Below are 15,110 nucleotides of genomic sequence, written 5' to 3'. Positions count from 1 at the left end.
ACCGGGTGAAGCCGGTTTGCGCGCCCCCGTGCGCCTGCGCAACGATCGGCGCCCGTGAAGATCAACACGGTGCGAGCCGTCCACTGGCTCGTCGAACTGGAGCCCGCTGCCGAAGAACTGATGAATCGTCACATCGCCGCGGCGCGCGAATGGTTCCCGCACCAGTACGTGCCGTGGAGCCTCGGCCGGGACTTCGACGGGCCGCTCGACGGTGAACCCTGGCGGCCCGAGCACTCCGCGCTCGCCCCGGCGATCCGCTCCGCCCTGGTGGTCAACCTGCTGACCGAGGACAACCTCCCCGGCTACCACCGGACCATCGCCGCACAGACCTCCCGGGACGGCGCCTGGGGCGCCTGGCTGCACCGCTGGACCGCCGAGGAGGACCGGCACGCCGCCGCCATCCGCGGCTACCTGCACGCCTCCCGCGCCGTCGACCCGACCGCCCTGGAACGCGCCCGGATGGCCCAGGTCGCCGCCGGAGCCGTCCCCGAACCGACCGGCGTGCTCGGCCTCGTCGCCTACGCGGCCGTCCAGGAGCTCGCCACCCGGGTCAGCCACCGCAACACCGGCCGGCTCAGCGGCGACCCGGTCTGCGACCGCCTGCTCGCCAGGGTCGCCCAGGACGAGAACCTGCACATGGTCTTCTACCGCGAACTGCTGCGCGCCGCACTGGAACTGGACGCGGACCACGTGCTCGTCACCCTCGACGCCACCGTCCGCGGCTTCGCCATGCCAGGCCAGGGCATGCCCGGCTTCGCCCGGATGGCGGGCGAGATCGCCGTCGCGGGCGTGTACGACCTGCGGGTCCACCACGACGAGGTGCTCGTCCCGCTGCTCCGCTCGCTCGGGATCCTCGAACTGACCGGCCTCGGCCCCGAGGGCGAGCAGGCCCGCGACCGGCTCGCCGGGCACCTGGAGCGGCTCGACGCCCGGGCCGCCCGGTTCGTCGAACGCCGGGCCCAGGCGCTCGCCGTCCGGGCCCGCCGCGAGCGGGCCGCGCCCGCCTGAGACCGACGGCGGCGGCGCCCGGCACCCGATCCCCGGCACCCGATCTCCGGCACCTGGCACCCGGCATCCGTCGGCCTCGCTTCTCGCGGGTGGCCCGTCCCGCACCGCCCACCGCCCACCGCCCACCGCCCGCCGCCCACCGCCCACCGTCTGCCACCCGTCCGTCCCCGAACAGGAGAGGCACGACCGCCGCATGACCACCACCACCGTCGGCACCAGCGCCGCCGACATCGAGTTCCACTACGACCTCGGCAACGAGTTCTACGCACTCTGGCTCGACGAGACGCTCAGCTACTCCGCCGCCCTCTGGGACGGCATCGCCCCCGGCGAGCCCGACACCACCGCGCTGCCCCGCGCCCAGCGCGCCAAGCTCGACCTCCACCTCGACCTGGCCGGCGCCGCCTCCGACGCCGGGTTCCGCCTGCTCGACGTCGGCTGCGGCTGGGGCGGCCTGCTCACCCACGCCGTCCTCACCGGCCGGGCCGGCGGGGCCACCGGGCTCACCCTCTCCCGCGCCCAGCACGCCCACGTCCGGGCGCTCGGCCTGCCCGGCGTCGACGTCCGGCTGGAGAGCTGGGACGGCCACCGGCCCGAGCGGCCCTACGACGGGATCGTCTCGATCGGCGCCTTCGAGCACTTCGCCACCGCCGACATGGACGCCGCCGAACGCCTCGCCGCCTACCGCGGCTACTTCGAGCGCTGCCACGGCTGGCTGCGCCCCGGCGCCCGGATGTCGCTGCAGACCATCGCCTACGACGGCGTGGCCGGGGGAGAGGGCCCGGTCGGCTCCTTCGTCGCCGCCGAGATCTTCCCCGGCGCGGTGCTGCCCCGGCTGAGCGAGATCGCCACCGCCTGCGACCCGTACTTCGCCGTCACCGCGGTCCGCGCCTCCGCCGAGGACTACGCCCGCACCCTGGGCGCCTGGAACGCCCGGCTGCTGCGGGCCCGCGCCGAGGCCGAGGACCTGGTCGGCCCGGACGGCTTCCGCCGCTACCGCCGCTACCTGCGCGCCTGCGAGGTCACCTTCCTGCGCGGCGCCGCCACGCTCTACCGGATCGGCTTCCGGCGGCGTGACGAGCCGCTCCGGCTGCCGGTCTGAGGCCCGGGTGGACCCCTCGACCGGACCCGGACCCGCACCCGGAACCCGACCCGGCCTCGGAGCCCGGCCCGGACCCGGCGCCGCGGCCGGGCCGGTGACCAGGACGCGCGCCTGGGCGGCGGTCGCCGTCGTCTGCGCCGCCCTCTTCCTCCTCGGACTCGACTTCACCGTCCTCAACGTGGCGATCCCCGGCCTGCGCGCCGACCTCGGCCCGACCCTGGCCGAGACCCAGTGGATCGTCGACGGCTACGCGCTCGCCCTCGGCGGCTGCGTGCTCGCCGCCGGAGCCCTCGGCGACCGGTACGGCCGGCGGCGGGCCTTCGCCGCCGGGCTCGCCGTCTGCGCGCTCGCCTCGGTGGCGGGCGCGCTCGGCGACGGCCCGGCCGCGCTGGTCGCCGCCCGCTGCGCGATGGGCGTCGGCGCGGCCCTCTTCATGCCCGCCACGCTCTCCACCGTCGTGCACGTGCTGCCCGCGGCGGACGACCGGCGGCGGGCGATCGGGATCTGGGCGGCGGTCGCCGGGATCGGTGCGCTGTTCGGCCCGGTGGTCGGCGGCCGACTGGTCGAACAGCACGGCTGGCAGGCCGCGTTCTGGCTCAACGTCCCCGTGGTGGCGGTACTCCTGGCGGTGACCCCGGTGGTCCCCGAGTCGCGCGACCCCGAGGCCCGGCCGCTGGACCGGCTCGGCGCGCCGCTCTCCTGCGCCGCCCTGCTCGCCCTGGTCTGGGGGATCATCGAGGCGCCCGGACGCGGCTGGACCAGCCCCGGGGTGCTCGCCGCACTCGCCGCCGCCGCGCTGCTGACCTCCCTCTTCGTGCTGCGCCAACTCCGCTGCGCCGCACCGATGGTGCCGCTGCGGCTGCTGCGCGACGGCCCGGCCTGGCCGGCCACGGTGTCGCTGGCGCTGATGTCCTTCGCGATGTTCGGCGCGATGTTCCTGCTGACCCTCTACCTCCAGCAGGTCCGCGGCCTGTCCGCCTGGCAGGCCGGACTGCGGATGGTCCCGCTGTCACTGGGACTGGCGGTCGGAGCCGTCCTCGGCCCGGTGGTCGCCCGGTACGCCGGGGCGCGTGTGCCGGTGGCCGTCGGGCAGTTGCTGATCGCCGCCGGATTCGTCCAGCTCGGCCGCCTCGGTGCGGAGTCGGGGGACGCGCCGGTGTTCGCCTTCGAGGCGGTCTCCGGATTCGGCGCCGGACTGCTCGCGCCGGTCGCCACCGAACTGGTGATGAGCGCCGTGCCGGCCGCCATGGCCGGGGTCGGGTCGGCCCTCAACGACGCGACCCGGCAGGTCGGTTCCACCCTCGGGGTGGCGGTGCTCGGCTCCGTGCTGGCCACCGCCGGGGCCGGTGCGGCGACGGGTGACGCGGCCGCGTTCGCCACCGGGCTCACCGCCGCCGCCCGGGTCGGCGGGGCCGTCGCGGCGGTCGCCGTCCTGCTCGCCTGGCTCCGGCTGCCGGGCCGGCGCCCGGTGCCGAGGGCCGTCCTCGTGCCCGAACCGGACTGAACGGCCCGGCCGTTCACACCTCCCGCCATCGAAAGGAACGCCCCATGTCCGACACCTTCACCGTCCTGCGCGACTGCCTGGTCGAGGAGTTCGACGTCCCCGCCGCACTGGTCACGCCCGGCGCCACGCTGGCCTCGCTGGACCTGGACAGCCTCGCGCTGGTCGAGCTCTCCCTGCTGGTCGAGGAGCGGATCGGCGCCACCGTCAGCGACATCCGGCCGGATTCCACGCTCGGCGGACTCGTCGCCCACGCCGATGGCGTCCTGGCCGAAACCGCAACCGCCGAAGCCGAAGCCGAAACCGCCACCGCAACGGCCACCGCAACGGCCGCCGTCCCGCCGGCAGGGGCGGTCCCGGCTCCCGGCGGCGCCCCGCTGACCGGCGCCGATCTGGCCGCGGGCGCCGTCAGTTGAGCGCTCACACGGCGGCCGCCCGGTCGGTGGCGGTGACCGGGCTCGGACTGGTCACCCCCGCCGGCTTCGGCGTGGCGGCCGGCTGGGAGCACCTGCTCGGCGGCGAGCCGACCGCCCGGACCGACCCGCGCCTCGCCGGTCTGAACGTCGACTTCTCCTGCCAGGCCGGAGACTTCGACCCGGTCGCGCTGCTCGGCGGCCGGCTGGCCCGGCGGCTCGACCGGTTCGCCCAACTCGCCGTCCTGGCCGCCAGGGAGGCCGTCGCCGACGCCGGACTCGACCCGGCCGGCTGGGACGCGGACCGGGTCGGCGTGGTGCTCGGGGTGAGCGCCAGCAGCACGGACACCCACGCCGCCGAGTACGGACGGCTCGCGGAGGGCCGGCCGGACCGGGTCTCCCCGCTGATGGTGCCGCGCTCCATCCCCAACATGGCCGCCGGTGAGGTCGGTCTCGACCTCGGCGCCCGCGGCCCCAACCTGGTGACCAGCACGGCCTGCGCGTCCGGCACCACCGCCCTCGGCATCGCCTGCGACCTGCTCCGGGCCGGCACCTGCGACGTGGTGCTGGCCGGCGGCGCGGAGAGCGGCCGCACCCCCATGGTCGCGACCTCCTTCGACCGGCTCGGCGCGCTCTCCCGCCGCAGGCACGACCCGGCCGGTGCCTCCCGGCCGTTCGACGCGGACCGGGACGGCTTCGTGCTCGGCGAGGGCGCGGGCGTCCTGGTGCTGGAACGCGCCGCAGACGCCCGGGCCCGCGGTGCCCGCCCGCGCGCCCGCCTGGCGGGCCACGGCTCCGCCGCGGACGCCCACCACTTCACGGCGCCCCGCCCGGACGGTGCGGGCCTGGCGCGCGCCGTCCGGGCCGCGCTCGCCGACGCCGGACTGGCCCCGCACGAGATCGGGCACGTCAACGCGCACGGCACCGGCACCACGCTCAACGACCTCGCGGAGGCGGCCGCCCTGCGGCAGGTCTTCCGCGACCCGCCCCCGGTCACGGCGGTCAAGAGCGTGATCGGCCACTGCCTGGGCGCGGCCGGCGCCATCGAGGCGGCGGTCACCGTGCTGACCCTGCAGCACGGACTGATCCCGCCCACCGCCAACCTCGACCGGCCGGACGACGCGATCGATCTCGACGTGGTGACCAAGGTGCCGAGGCGGGCGCGGCTCCAGGCCGCCGTCTCGGTCTCCAGCGGCTTCGGCGGCCAGAACGCGGCCGTCGTCCTGACCACCGCCTGAACGCCCTTGCCCCTGCCCCTGCCCGTCCGCCCCCAGCCCCCTGCCCGCCAGCCCGTCTGCCCGCCAGCCCCGGAGTCCCGCCATGCCCGCCCCGACCGCACCGGTCACCCCGGACGCCGCCACCACCCCGCCCGCCGAAGCCGCCCGCACCGCCGCCCGCACCGCCCCCGCCGCCCGCCGCCCGCTGGTGCGGGCCGGGCTCGCCGCCTCCCGCCTCTACAGCCGGCTGCTGATGCGCCGCCCGCCCGCCGACTGGACGGCCCCCCGCGCCGACGGCCGCTACGGCCCGGCCGAACCCGCCGACGAGCGGCCGGTCACCCTGCTGATGCTGGGCGACTCGCTCGCCCGGAGCCTCGGCGCAGGCCGGGCCGAGGAGACGCTCGGCGCCCGGCTCGCCCAGGCCCTCGGCGACCGGCTCGACCGGCCGGTCGAGCTGCGCGTCCTCGCCCGGGTCGGTGCCACCACGACCGGCCTGCGCCACCAGGTCGCCAGGGCGGCGCGGCTGCGGCCCGGGCTCGCCGTGGTGATCGTCGGGGGCAACGACGCCCTCCTCCCGCTGCCCCTCGGCCGCTCCGCCCGCCGGTTCGCGCTGCTGCTCGGGCGGCTCCGCGAGACCGGCTGGCAGCCGGTCGTCGTGCCGTGCCCCGACCCCGGCCACGCGCCCGGCTTCCGCACCCCCGTCCGCCTGCTGGGCGGGCACCGCTCCCGGCGCCTCGCCCGCCTGCAGACCCGCGCCGCCGTCCGCGCCGGTACGCCGCTCGCGCCGTCCTCCGGCCCCGAGTTCCGGGACCGGGCCGACCTCCTCTGCCCCGACGGGGTCCACCCCAGCTCCCGCGGCTACGCCGAGCACGCCGCCCGCATGCTCCCCGCCCTCCTCGACGCCGCCGCCCGGCTGCCCGGGGCCGGGGCCGACGCGGAGGCCGGGGTACCGGCCGGCGCGGCGTCCGGCGGCCCGGCGCCGACCACCGCCTGAGGCCCGCCCGAGCGGCGCCCGAGCACCGGTGGGGCGCCCCGCCCGCACCCCACTCACCCGGGGTGCGGGCACGGACGGGCGTGGACGGGCGCGGACGGGCCGCCCCGCCCGGCGGCTACCCCACCTCGACCGGCTCCGGCTGCACCGCCCGGGCCGCGGTCGCCGCCCGGACCAGCGCCTGCATCACCCGCAGGTCGTCCCCCTGCTCCGGGTGCCACTGCACTCCCAGCGTGAACCCCGGCCCCTCCACCGCCTCCACCGTGCCGTCCGGGGCGTGCGCACCGACGCGCAGGCCCGTGCCGAGCCGGTCCACCGCCTGGTGGTGGAAGGTGGGCACGGTCAGCTCGGGCTCCGGCAGCAGCCCGCCGAGCAGCGTCCCCGGGACCGGCCGCACCACGTGCGTCCCGTACTTCCCGGGCGAGCCGGTGTGCACGTCCACCTCGACGACGTCCGGCAGGTGCTGCACCAGGGTGCCCCCGCAGACCACGTTCAGCACCTGCATGCCCCGGCAGATGCCCAGCAGCGGCATGCCGGCCGCGAGCGCCGCCCGCAGCAGCGCGCACTCCCAGACGTCCCGCTCGCCCGAGTCCACGTCGGTGAGCGGGTGCGGCCGCTGACCGTAGTAGGCCGGGTCGATGTCCGGCCCGCCCGCGATGACCAGGGCGTCCAGCCGCGCCAGCACCTCCGGTGCGCGCTCCGCGGCGTCCGGCGGCAGCAGCACCGCGATCCCGCCCGACTCCCGTACGTACGAGGTGTACCGCTCGGGCACCAGGGCCACCCGGCGGTCCCTCCAGTCGCTCCAACTCGCGTCCACCAGATAGGTGCTGACGCCGACAAAAGGCCTGCGATCCATGGCGGGCATTCTCCTCCCGCACCACCCGATACACCGCCAACCACGCATATCGGCGCGCCACACCCGCCCGCCCTCTTCCGCGCTGTCAGTGGCAGGCCGTACGGTTCGCTGTGACCGAACGATCTCGCAGCGTGATGGAGGAGGAGGCCGGCCATGTCCGACCACGTCGCCGCGCCCGGCGGTGCCGCCGCGCCCGCAGGAGCCGCCCCGGGTGCGCCGCGCCGAGCCCCGCTCCCCCTGGACGAACTGCGCGCCCTGGTCGACGCCGGTGAGGTCCACACCGTCGCGCTCGCCTTCACCGACATGCAGGGCCGGCTGCAGGGCAAGCGCTTCGCCGCCCGGTTCTTCCTCGACGAGGTGGCCGAGAACGGCGCGGAGGCCTGCGACTACCTGCTCGCCGTCGACGTCGACCTCAACACGGTGGACGGCTACGCGCTCTCCTCCTGGGAGACCGGCTACGGCGACTTCACCATGCGCCCCGACCTCGGCACCCTCCGGCTCACCCCCTGGCAGCCCGGCACCGCCCAGGTCACCGCCGACCTGGCCAGGCACGGCGGCCACCCGGTCGCGGCCGCCCCCCGCCAGCTGCTGCGCCGCCAGATCGAGCGGCTGGCCGAGCACGGCCTGGCCGCCGACATCGGCACCGAGCTGGAGTTCCTGGTCTTCCGCGACACCTACGAGCAGGCCTGGCAGGGCGGCTACCGCAGCCTGACCCCGGCCAACCTCTACAACGTCGACTACTCGCTGCTCGGCACCGCCCGGGTCGAGCCGCTGCTCTCCCGGATCCGCACCGAGATGGCCGGCGCCGGCCTCGTCGTGGAGTCCGCCAAGGGGGAGTGCAACCTCGGCCAGCACGAGATCGCCTTCCGCTACGCCGACGCGCTCACCACCTGCGACCAGCACAGCGTGTACAAGACCGGCGCCAAGGAGATCGCCGCCCAACTCGGCTGCGCGCTCACCTTCATGGCCAAGTACGACGAGCGCGAGGGCAACAGCTGCCACATCCACCTCTCGCTGCGCGACGCCGTCGGCGCGCCGGCCTTCGCCGGGTCCGACGGGCGGATGACCGACACCATGCGGCACTTCCTGGCCGGCCAGCTGCTCGCGCTGCGCGAGTTCACCCTGCTGTACGCGCCCAACATCAACTCCTACAAGCGGTACCGCCCGGGCTCCTTCGCCCCGACGGCGGTCGCCTGGGGCCGGGACAACCGCACCTGCGCCTACCGGGTGGTCGGCCACGGCCCGGGCCTGCGGATGGAGAACCGGGTACCCGGCGGGGACGTCAACCCCTATCTCGCGGTGGCCGGGATGATCGCCGCGGGGCTGCACGGGGTACAGCACAAGCTGGAGCTGCCCGCACCCTGCCTGGGCAACGCCTACGCCGTCGACGACTACGCCCGGGTGCCCGGCTCGCTCCGCGAGGCGGCCGACCTGTGGGGCGCCAGCGAGGCGGCCCGGGCCGCGTTCGGCGACGACGTGGTCGAGCACTACCTGCACATGGCCAGGGTCGAACAGGCCGCCTACGACAGCGCCATCACCGACTGGGAGCGCTACCGATCCTTCGAGCGGATGTGACCACCATCGAGACCAGCACCGGCACGACCACCGAGACCACCGGGGCCACCGCGGCCCACGACACCTCCGACGTGGCGGGCCCCGGCACCGGGCCCGCCTCCTCCACCGTCCTCAACCCCGCCACCGGCGAGACCCTGGCCACCGTCCCGGACACCACCCCGGAACGGCTGGACGCCGCCGTCCAGCGGGCCGTCAAGGCACAGCAGGGCTGGGCCGCCCTCGCCCCCGGCGAGCGGGCCCGACTGCTGCGGCGCTTCGCCGACCAGGTCGAGGTGCACGTCCCCGAACTCGCCGCCCTGGAGGTCGCCGAGGCCGGCCACACCACCGGCACCGCCCGCTGGGAGGCGGGCAACGTCCGCGACCTGCTGGAGTACGCGGCCGGCGGCGTGGAGCGGCTGACCGGGCGGCAGATTCCGGTCGCCGGCGGGCTCGACGTCACCTTCCACGAGCCGATCGGCGTGGTCGGGGTGATCGCGCCGTGGAACTTCCCGATGCCGATCGCCGCCTGGGGCTTCGCACCCGCCCTCGCCGCCGGGAACGCGGTGCTGCTCAAGCCCGCCGAGGCCACCCCGCTGACCGCGCTCCGGCTGGCCGAACTCGCCCTCGCCGCCGGGCTGCCCGAGGGCCTGCTCCAGGTGGTCCCGGGAGCCGGCGCGACCACCGGCAGGGCCCTGGTCGACCACCCGGCCGTCCGCAAGATCGTCTTCACCGGCTCGACCGCGGTCGGCAAGGAGGTCGCCGCCCGCTGTGCGGCCCGGGCCAAGCGGGTCACCCTCGAACTCGGCGGCAAGAGCCCCAACATCGTCTTCGCCGACGCCGACCTCGCGGGCGCCGCCGACCCGATGTCCTTCCTCGACAACAGCGGCCAGGACTGCTGCGCGCGCAGCCGGATCCTGGTCCAGCGCGAGGCCTACGACGACTTCCTCGCCCTGCTGCTGCCCGCCGTCGAAGCGGTCCGCACCGGCGACCCGACCGACCCGGGGACCCAGCTCGGCCCGCTCATCTCGGCCGCGCAGGTCCGCCGGGTGGCGTCGTACGTCACCCCCGACCTGCCGGTGCTGGCCCGCGGCGCCGTGCCGGACGGCCCCGGCTTCTGGTACCCGCCGACCGTGCTGGCGCCCACCGACCCGCAGGTGCCGGCGGTCACCGAGGAGATCTTCGGACCGGTCGCCGTCGTCCTGCCCTTCGAGGACGAGGAGGACGCCCTGCGGCTCGCCAACGCCACCCGGTACGGCCTCTCCGGCTCGATCTGGACCAGGGACATCGGCCGGGCGCTGCGCCTGGCCCGGGGTGTCGCGGCGGGCAACCTCTCCGTCAACTCGCACTCCTCGGTGCGCTACTGGACGCCGTTCGGCGGCTTCGGCGAGTCCGGCGTCGGCCGTGAGCTCGGGCCGGACGCGCTCGCCCACTTCACCGAGACCAAGAACGTCTTCATCCGGACCGAGGAGTAGGAGCACGCCGTGACCCGGAAGTCCCAGGACGCGCAGGACGCCCAGGAGCCCGACGCCCCGGTCTGCCGGCGGCTGGTCGGCCGCACCGCCGTGATCACCGGAGCCGGCAGCGGGATCGGCCTGGCCGCCGCCCGCCGGCTCGCCTCGGAGGGGGCGCGGGTGGTCTGCGCGGACCTCGACGAGGCCACCGGCAAGGCGGCCGCACAGGAGGTCGGAGGCCTCTTCGTGCACACCGACGTCACCGACCCGAACATGGTCGAGGCGCTGTTCGACGAGGCTTACGAGACGTACGGCAGCGTGGACGTCGCGTTCAACAACGCGGGCATCTCACCGCCGGAGGACGACTCCATCCTGACCACCGGGCTGGAGATGTGGCGCAAGGTCCAGGAGGTCAACCTGACCTCGGTCTACCTCTGCTGCAAGGCCGCGCTGCCGTACATGCGGCGGCACGGGCGCGGGTCGATCATCAACACCGCGAGTTTCGTGGCCCGGATGGGCGCGGCCACCTCGCAGATCTCCTACACCGCCTCCAAGGGCGGGGTGCTGGCGATGTCGCGCGAGCTGGGCGTGCAGTTCGCCCGGGAGGGGATCCGGGTCAACGCGCTCTCGCCCGGGCCGGTGGACACCCCGATGCTACGGGAGCTGTTCGCCAAGGACCCGGAGCGGGCGGCCCGGCGGCTGGTGCACATCCCGCTCGGCCGGTTCGCCCGGCCGGAGGAGATCGCCGCCGCGGTGGCGTTCCTCGCCAGCGACGACTCCTCCTTCATCACGGCGAGCGAGTTCCTGGTGGACGGCGGGATCGCGGGGGCCTACGTGACCCCGCTGTAGGCCGTCCGGGCCGCTCACGGGCCCGTCCGCCCCGGGCCGCTCCGCTTCTCACCGTAATCTCATGGAAAATGCCGGGAATTCGGCGTCCAGCTGATATCGCGTTTATCCGGTTCCCTTTAGATTCTCTGTCGTGAGCGAGCAGATTCCCGCCGGGTGGTACCCGGACCCGAAGGACATCACCAGCGATCCGCGACCGCAGCGCTGGTGGGACGGCACGGGCTGGACGGCCAGCACCCGGCCCGCACCCTCGGACGCGCCGCCGCCGGAGCCCCCGGCGGCCGGCGCTCCGGGGCCGGACGCGACCGCCGAGACCCGGGTGCTGGAGGGGGAGGTGCTGGAGGGTGGACCGTCGGCCCGCTACCCGGAGCCGCCCCCCTTCGGCACCGCCTACGGCTCGCCCGTGCCGCCGCCCCCGAAGCGGCGGCGCCGGCCGTCCAAGCTGGTGATCGCCGCAACGGTGGCGGCCCTGCTCGGGCTGGGCGCCGGGTCGGGCATCACCTACCTGGCGATGGACGACCACGGGGAGCGGAAGCGCTCCGCCCGCCCCGCCTTCCCGACCGGGCCCTACGGCGACGGCCCCTGGCGGGGCCTGCCGGACCTCGGCGGCCCCGGTGATCAGGGCAGCGGCCAGGGCAACGGCGGCGGCAACGGCCAGGGGAACGGCAACGGCGGGGGCAAGAACGGGAACGGGAACGGGAACGGGAACGGGAACGGCAAGAACAACGGCAACGGGGGCGGCGACAGCAAGAACGGCAACGGCGGCAACGGCGGCAACGGGGACCAGGGCGACGGCAGCGGAACGGGCTCCGACAAGGCCGTCGACGTGGTGAACCGGCTCGTCCTGCCCGTCCCGTCCGGCTGGGAGGGCGGCACCACCCGGGACGGCTTCGCCGCCCTGAGCATCGGCCAGTACGAGTGCGAGGGCGGCGGCACCTGCTCGCTCGGCGGAGCCAACACGGGCCGGATCGCCGGAGGCGGCACCGACGCCCAGGCGGCCGCCAAGGCCGACATCGAGAAGGCGGCCAAGGACTCCTACAACGAGATCGTCTCGCACGAGGAGCTGAAGTCCGAGGCGGTGAAGGTCGACGGCCGGGACGGCTACCTGGTCCGCTGGAAGGTGGACGCGACGAAGGGCAACGACGGCTACGTGCAGACCGTGGTCTTCCCGTCCGCCGACGGCAAGTCGCTGGTCTCGGTGCACCTGGGCTTCGACATCACCGCCAAGGCGCCCGACGTGGCGCTGATGGACACCATCGTCAAGGGCATCGACGACTACAGCGGCAAGCTGCCGGCCATCCCGGGCTTCCCGGGCGGGGCCGACGGCGGCGGCTCCGGCACCGCGACGACCTGACCGCCGGCCCGCGGGGTCCGGACCCGGACCCGGATCCGGACCCCGCGGGCCGACGGCACGGGGCGACCGGGAGGGCGGGGAGGCACGAAGCCGGGACACCGGGACGCCTCCCCGCGCGCACGGCACCGCCCCGCGTACGGCCCGCGCTCCGCTCACACACGGCGGCGGCCCGCCCGGAATCGTCCGGGCGGGCCGCCGCCGTTCACTGCGCGGTGGAGCATCGCCGGGGCCGGGACCTCACGGGGGTAGGGCGGTCCGGCCCCGGCTTCCGGCGGTCAGCCGTCGTGTCGAACAGCCTCGACCCGACGACGCCGGAGCACCATGCCGGCCCAGCCGACGCCGATCGCGGCGGCACCGGCGAGCAGCAGCGGGCCGGTGGCCGAGCCGCCGCCCACCGCGGCACTGTTGGTCGGGACGACCGCGCCGGCCGGCTCGTTGGCGTTGCCGCCGTGCCCGTGGTGGGCCACGGTGGACTTGGACAGGCCTGCGGAGATCTGCTCCTCGCTCGGCGCGGCCGGGGCCTGCGCGGTGAGCGCCGCCGGCTGGCCGGCCGCCGCCGACTTGCCGAAGTCGACGTCGGAGCAGCTGTAGAAGGCCTCGGGGCTGTCGGTGCGCTGCCAGACCATGTAGAGCAGCTGGCGGCCGGTGCGCTGCGGCAGGGTGCCGCTGTAGTTGTAGTAGCCGTTGTCGGAGGTCCGGCTGGTCGGCACCTGGGCGACCGGGACCGCGTCGAGGTCGGACCACTTCAGCGGCTTGGTCGGGTCCCAGGTCTGCTTGGTGATGTAGATGGTCTGGTTGCCCTGGTGCGCGGCGGTGACCCGGAACTTGAAGTCGACCTTGCCGGCGGTGACCGCGCTGGCCGGCCAGTCGGCGCGCGGCAGGTCGAGGGCCTTGTACTTGTCGCGGCCGGCCGAGCAGAGCTTGCCGTCCGGGATCAGCGCCTGGTGGTTGCCGGCGGCGTTGGCGAGGTTGACCTCGTTCCAGTCGTACAGCGGCTGGGTGCCGCTGAGGGCGACGAGGTCCTTGCAGATCTGCGACTTGGGGGTCTCGGGGCCCTCCGCGTAGCAGGCCGCGACCCGGCTGACCGGGTTGGTGACGGTGCCGTGCGCGCCCGCGGTGCCGATGCCGGTGACCGAGACGGTGAGGACCGCGGCGCCGATGACGCCTACGGACATGGCGGTTCGCTTCATGGACATGGGGTGGGGACTCCTTGACCGTGTTCCCGGGCCGAAGATGTGGGGGAGTGCCGGACACGTCTGTCCGAGGGGCCCGCCGACCCGGCGCGCCGGCCCCTGAGCTGAGCGTATGATTGGACTAGACCAGCTGGCAATAGGCCGTTGTGGGCCACTTTTTGACGGACTGTAGCCCTGCGAGCAGCGCAAAGGCCCGACCGGATGCCGGGGTTAGGCATCCCATCGGGCCCTCTTAAGGCGCGGTCAAGGTTGGCCGCCCGCGCGGCGGGTCGACGCGTGGTGCGTGCGTGGTGCGTGCGTGGTGCGTTGGTGGCGGTGCGGTGCGGTGCGGCCCGGCCCGCGGCGCGGACCGCCCCGTTCGGCGGACCGCCCCGTTCGGCGGGCCGCCCCGCTCAGAGGAAGGTCTGCCGCTCGCCCCGGTAGGTCGGCACGGTGCTCACCACCGAGTCCCCCTCGACCAGGTGCAACTCGGAGAACCGCTCGCACAGTTCGCCGGCCTTGGCGTGCCGGAACCAGACCCGGTCGCCGATCAGCAGGTCGTCGGCGGCCGAGCCGAGCAGCGGGGTCTGCACCTCGCCCGCGCCCTCCATCGGGTCGTAGCGCAGCCCCGGCGGCAGGTACGGCACGGGGGAGCGGTCCGGACCGGCCGCGCCCGACGCCGGGTAGCCGCCGCCGAGCACCGTCACCACGCCGACCCCGGGCCGGCGCACCACCGGCTGGCCGAACAGCGCGGCCGGCCGGCCCTGGAACGCCCGGTAGTGGTCGAACAGCCGCGGCTGGTACAGCCCGGAGCCGGCCGCCACCTCGGTCACCGCGCGCTCCGCCGCCGTCGACTCGACGCTTCCGGTGCCGCCGCCGTTGACGAACTCCAGGTCCGCGACCCGGCGCAGCAGCCGGACCGTCTCCGCCCGCCGCCCGGCCAGCTCGGCGCGGGCCTTGGACTGCATCAGCCGGATCAGCCGGGAACGGACCGGCCGCCCGGGCACCGAGTCGCCCACCCCGGCCACGTGCCCCTCGTACGCCATCAGTCCGACCACCCGGAAGCCGCGGCGGCGCTGGACCAGTTCGGCGAAGGCGGCCAGGTCCTCGGGGGAGCGCAGCGGCGAGCGCCGGGCGCCGACCCGGACCCGCCCGCCGAGCAGCTGCAGCGCGGTGTCCAGTTCGAGGCAGACCCGGACCTCGGCGGAGCCGGCCCGGGCCGCGTCGACCAGGTCCAGCTGGGCCGGGTCGTCCAGGAGCACGGTGACGGCGGCGGCCAGCTCCGGGTCGGCCGTCAGCTCGGCGAAGCCCGCCCGGTCGGTGGAGGGGTAGGCGAGCAGGACGTCGCGCAGGCCCGAGCGGGCCAGCCAGAGCGACTCGGCGAGGGTGAAGCTCATCACCCCGGCGAAGCCGTCGGTGGCCAGTGCCCGGTCCAGCAGGGCCCGGCAGCGCACCGACTTGCTGGCGACCCGGATCGGTTTGCCCGCCGCCCGGCGCACCAGGTCGGCGGCGTTGGCGTCGAACGCCGCCAGGTCGACGACGGCCACCGGGCCGTCCAGGTGGGCGGTGGCCCGGTCGTACCGGGCGCGGTCGGCCGCCGGGGAGGACGCGGCGGCGGCGCGGGCAGCAGCTTCGAGGGTGGCCATGG

At 75.7% G+C, this 15,110-nt stretch carries 13 protein-coding genes; 10 read left to right on the top strand and 3 right to left on the bottom strand.

Going from position 1 to position 15,110, the window contains the following annotated elements; translation table 11 throughout:
• The first annotated feature begins 54 nt into the window (after positions 1-54).
• The 6 genes from OG550_RS07585 to OG550_RS07560 all read left to right on the top strand — a co-directional run bounded on the left by OG550_RS07585 (position 55) and on the right by OG550_RS07560 (position 6,232).
• Positions 55-1,008: an acyl-ACP desaturase gene (locus OG550_RS07585; RefSeq protein WP_327675882.1), complete on the top strand. Its 954-nt coding sequence runs from the start codon at positions 55-57 to the stop codon at positions 1,006-1,008.
• A gap of 193 nt (positions 1,009-1,201) precedes the next feature.
• Positions 1,202-2,107, top strand: a complete 906-nt coding sequence (locus OG550_RS07580; RefSeq protein ID WP_327675880.1) for a cyclopropane-fatty-acyl-phospholipid synthase family protein — start codon at positions 1,202-1,204, stop codon at positions 2,105-2,107.
• A gap of 94 nt (positions 2,108-2,201) precedes the next feature.
• Positions 2,202-3,611, top strand: a complete 1,410-nt coding sequence (locus OG550_RS07575) for an MFS transporter (RefSeq protein WP_327675878.1) — start codon at positions 2,202-2,204, stop codon at positions 3,609-3,611.
• Between the two features lie 44 nt (positions 3,612-3,655).
• Positions 3,656-4,024, top strand: coding sequence for an acyl carrier protein (locus OG550_RS07570; RefSeq protein WP_327675876.1), 369 nt, complete (start codon positions 3,656-3,658; stop codon positions 4,022-4,024).
• On the top strand, positions 4,021-5,259 hold the full coding sequence (locus tag OG550_RS07565) for a beta-ketoacyl-[acyl-carrier-protein] synthase family protein (protein ID WP_327675874.1): 1,239 nt from the start codon (positions 4,021-4,023) through the stop codon (positions 5,257-5,259). Before OG550_RS07570 ends, OG550_RS07565 begins: the two co-directional genes overlap by 4 nt.
• 82 nt (positions 5,260-5,341) lie before the next feature.
• A complete protein-coding gene (locus OG550_RS07560) occupies positions 5,342-6,232 on the top strand; it encodes an SGNH/GDSL hydrolase family protein (protein WP_327675872.1) in 891 nt (296 codons plus the stop codon).
• A 115-nt stretch (positions 6,233-6,347) separates the two neighbouring features.
• On the opposite strand, the gene OG550_RS07555 is transcribed toward OG550_RS07560, so the two are convergent.
• Positions 6,348-7,085: a gamma-glutamyl-gamma-aminobutyrate hydrolase family protein gene (locus tag OG550_RS07555; RefSeq protein ID WP_327675870.1), complete on the bottom strand. Its 738-nt coding sequence runs from the start codon at positions 7,083-7,085 to the stop codon at positions 6,348-6,350.
• Between the two features lie 153 nt (positions 7,086-7,238).
• On the opposite strand from OG550_RS07555, the gene OG550_RS07550 reads away from it, so the two are divergent.
• The 4 genes from OG550_RS07550 to OG550_RS07535 all read left to right on the top strand — a co-directional run bounded on the left by OG550_RS07550 (position 7,239) and on the right by OG550_RS07535 (position 12,290).
• Complete coding sequence (locus OG550_RS07550) at positions 7,239-8,660, top strand: glutamine synthetase family protein (RefSeq protein WP_327675868.1); 1,422 nt, start codon at positions 7,239-7,241, stop codon at positions 8,658-8,660.
• A 71-nt stretch (positions 8,661-8,731) separates the two neighbouring features.
• Positions 8,732-10,111 carry an aldehyde dehydrogenase family protein gene (locus tag OG550_RS07545; RefSeq protein WP_327683724.1) on the top strand — a complete coding sequence of 460 codons (1,380 nt, stop codon included), beginning with the start codon at positions 8,732-8,734 and terminating at the stop codon, positions 10,109-10,111.
• Positions 10,112-10,120: 9 nt separating this feature from the next.
• Positions 10,121-10,939 carry a 3-oxoacyl-ACP reductase gene (locus OG550_RS07540; protein ID WP_327675866.1) on the top strand — a complete coding sequence of 273 codons (819 nt, stop codon included), beginning with the start codon at positions 10,121-10,123 and terminating at the stop codon, positions 10,937-10,939.
• A gap of 130 nt (positions 10,940-11,069) precedes the next feature.
• Positions 11,070-12,290 carry a DUF2510 domain-containing protein gene (locus OG550_RS07535; RefSeq protein WP_327675863.1) on the top strand — a complete coding sequence of 407 codons (1,221 nt, stop codon included), beginning with the start codon at positions 11,070-11,072 and terminating at the stop codon, positions 12,288-12,290.
• A gap of 275 nt (positions 12,291-12,565) precedes the next feature.
• Here OG550_RS07535 and OG550_RS07530 read toward each other — a convergent pair whose 3' ends face one another.
• Together OG550_RS07530 and OG550_RS07525 are read right to left on the bottom strand one after the other, a co-directional pair.
• Positions 12,566-13,486, bottom strand: a complete 921-nt coding sequence (locus OG550_RS07530) for a lytic polysaccharide monooxygenase auxiliary activity family 9 protein (protein WP_327675861.1) — start codon at positions 13,484-13,486, stop codon at positions 12,566-12,568.
• A 389-nt stretch (positions 13,487-13,875) separates the two neighbouring features.
• Complete coding sequence (locus OG550_RS07525) at positions 13,876-15,108, bottom strand: amino acid deaminase/aldolase (RefSeq protein ID WP_327675859.1); 1,233 nt, start codon at positions 15,106-15,108, stop codon at positions 13,876-13,878.
• Between the last annotated feature and the right edge of the window lie 2 nt (positions 15,109-15,110).

It is taken from the genome of Kitasatospora sp. NBC_00458, assembly GCF_036013975.1.
Classification (GTDB): Bacteria; Actinomycetota; Actinomycetes; order Streptomycetales; family Streptomycetaceae; genus Kitasatospora.
Note: the sequence above shows the minus strand (reverse complement) of the source record. Positions and strands in the feature narration are given on the sequence as shown.

What these genes read in the sequence shown, in the direction of transcription:
- OG550_RS07580 (WP_327675880.1), top strand. Translation starts at nt 1,202, where the DNA reads ATGACCACCACCACCGTCGGCACCAGCGCCGCCGACATCGAGTTCCAC.
- OG550_RS07570 (WP_327675876.1), top strand. Translation starts at nt 3,656, where the DNA reads ATGTCCGACACCTTCACCGTCCTGCGCGACTGCCTGGTCGAGGAGTTC.
- OG550_RS07560 (WP_327675872.1), top strand. Translation starts at nt 5,342, where the DNA reads ATGCCCGCCCCGACCGCACCGGTCACCCCGGACGCCGCCACCACCCCG.
- OG550_RS07555 (WP_327675870.1), bottom strand. Translation starts at nt 7,085, where the DNA reads ATGGATCGCAGGCCTTTTGTCGGCGTCAGCACCTATCTGGTGGACGCG.
- OG550_RS07550 (WP_327675868.1), top strand. Translation starts at nt 7,239, where the DNA reads ATGTCCGACCACGTCGCCGCGCCCGGCGGTGCCGCCGCGCCCGCAGGA.
- OG550_RS07530 (WP_327675861.1), bottom strand. Translation starts at nt 13,486, where the DNA reads ATGTCCATGAAGCGAACCGCCATGTCCGTAGGCGTCATCGGCGCCGCG.
- OG550_RS07525 (WP_327675859.1), bottom strand. Translation starts at nt 15,108, where the DNA reads ATGGCCACCCTCGAAGCTGCTGCCCGCGCCGCCGCCGCGTCCTCCCCG.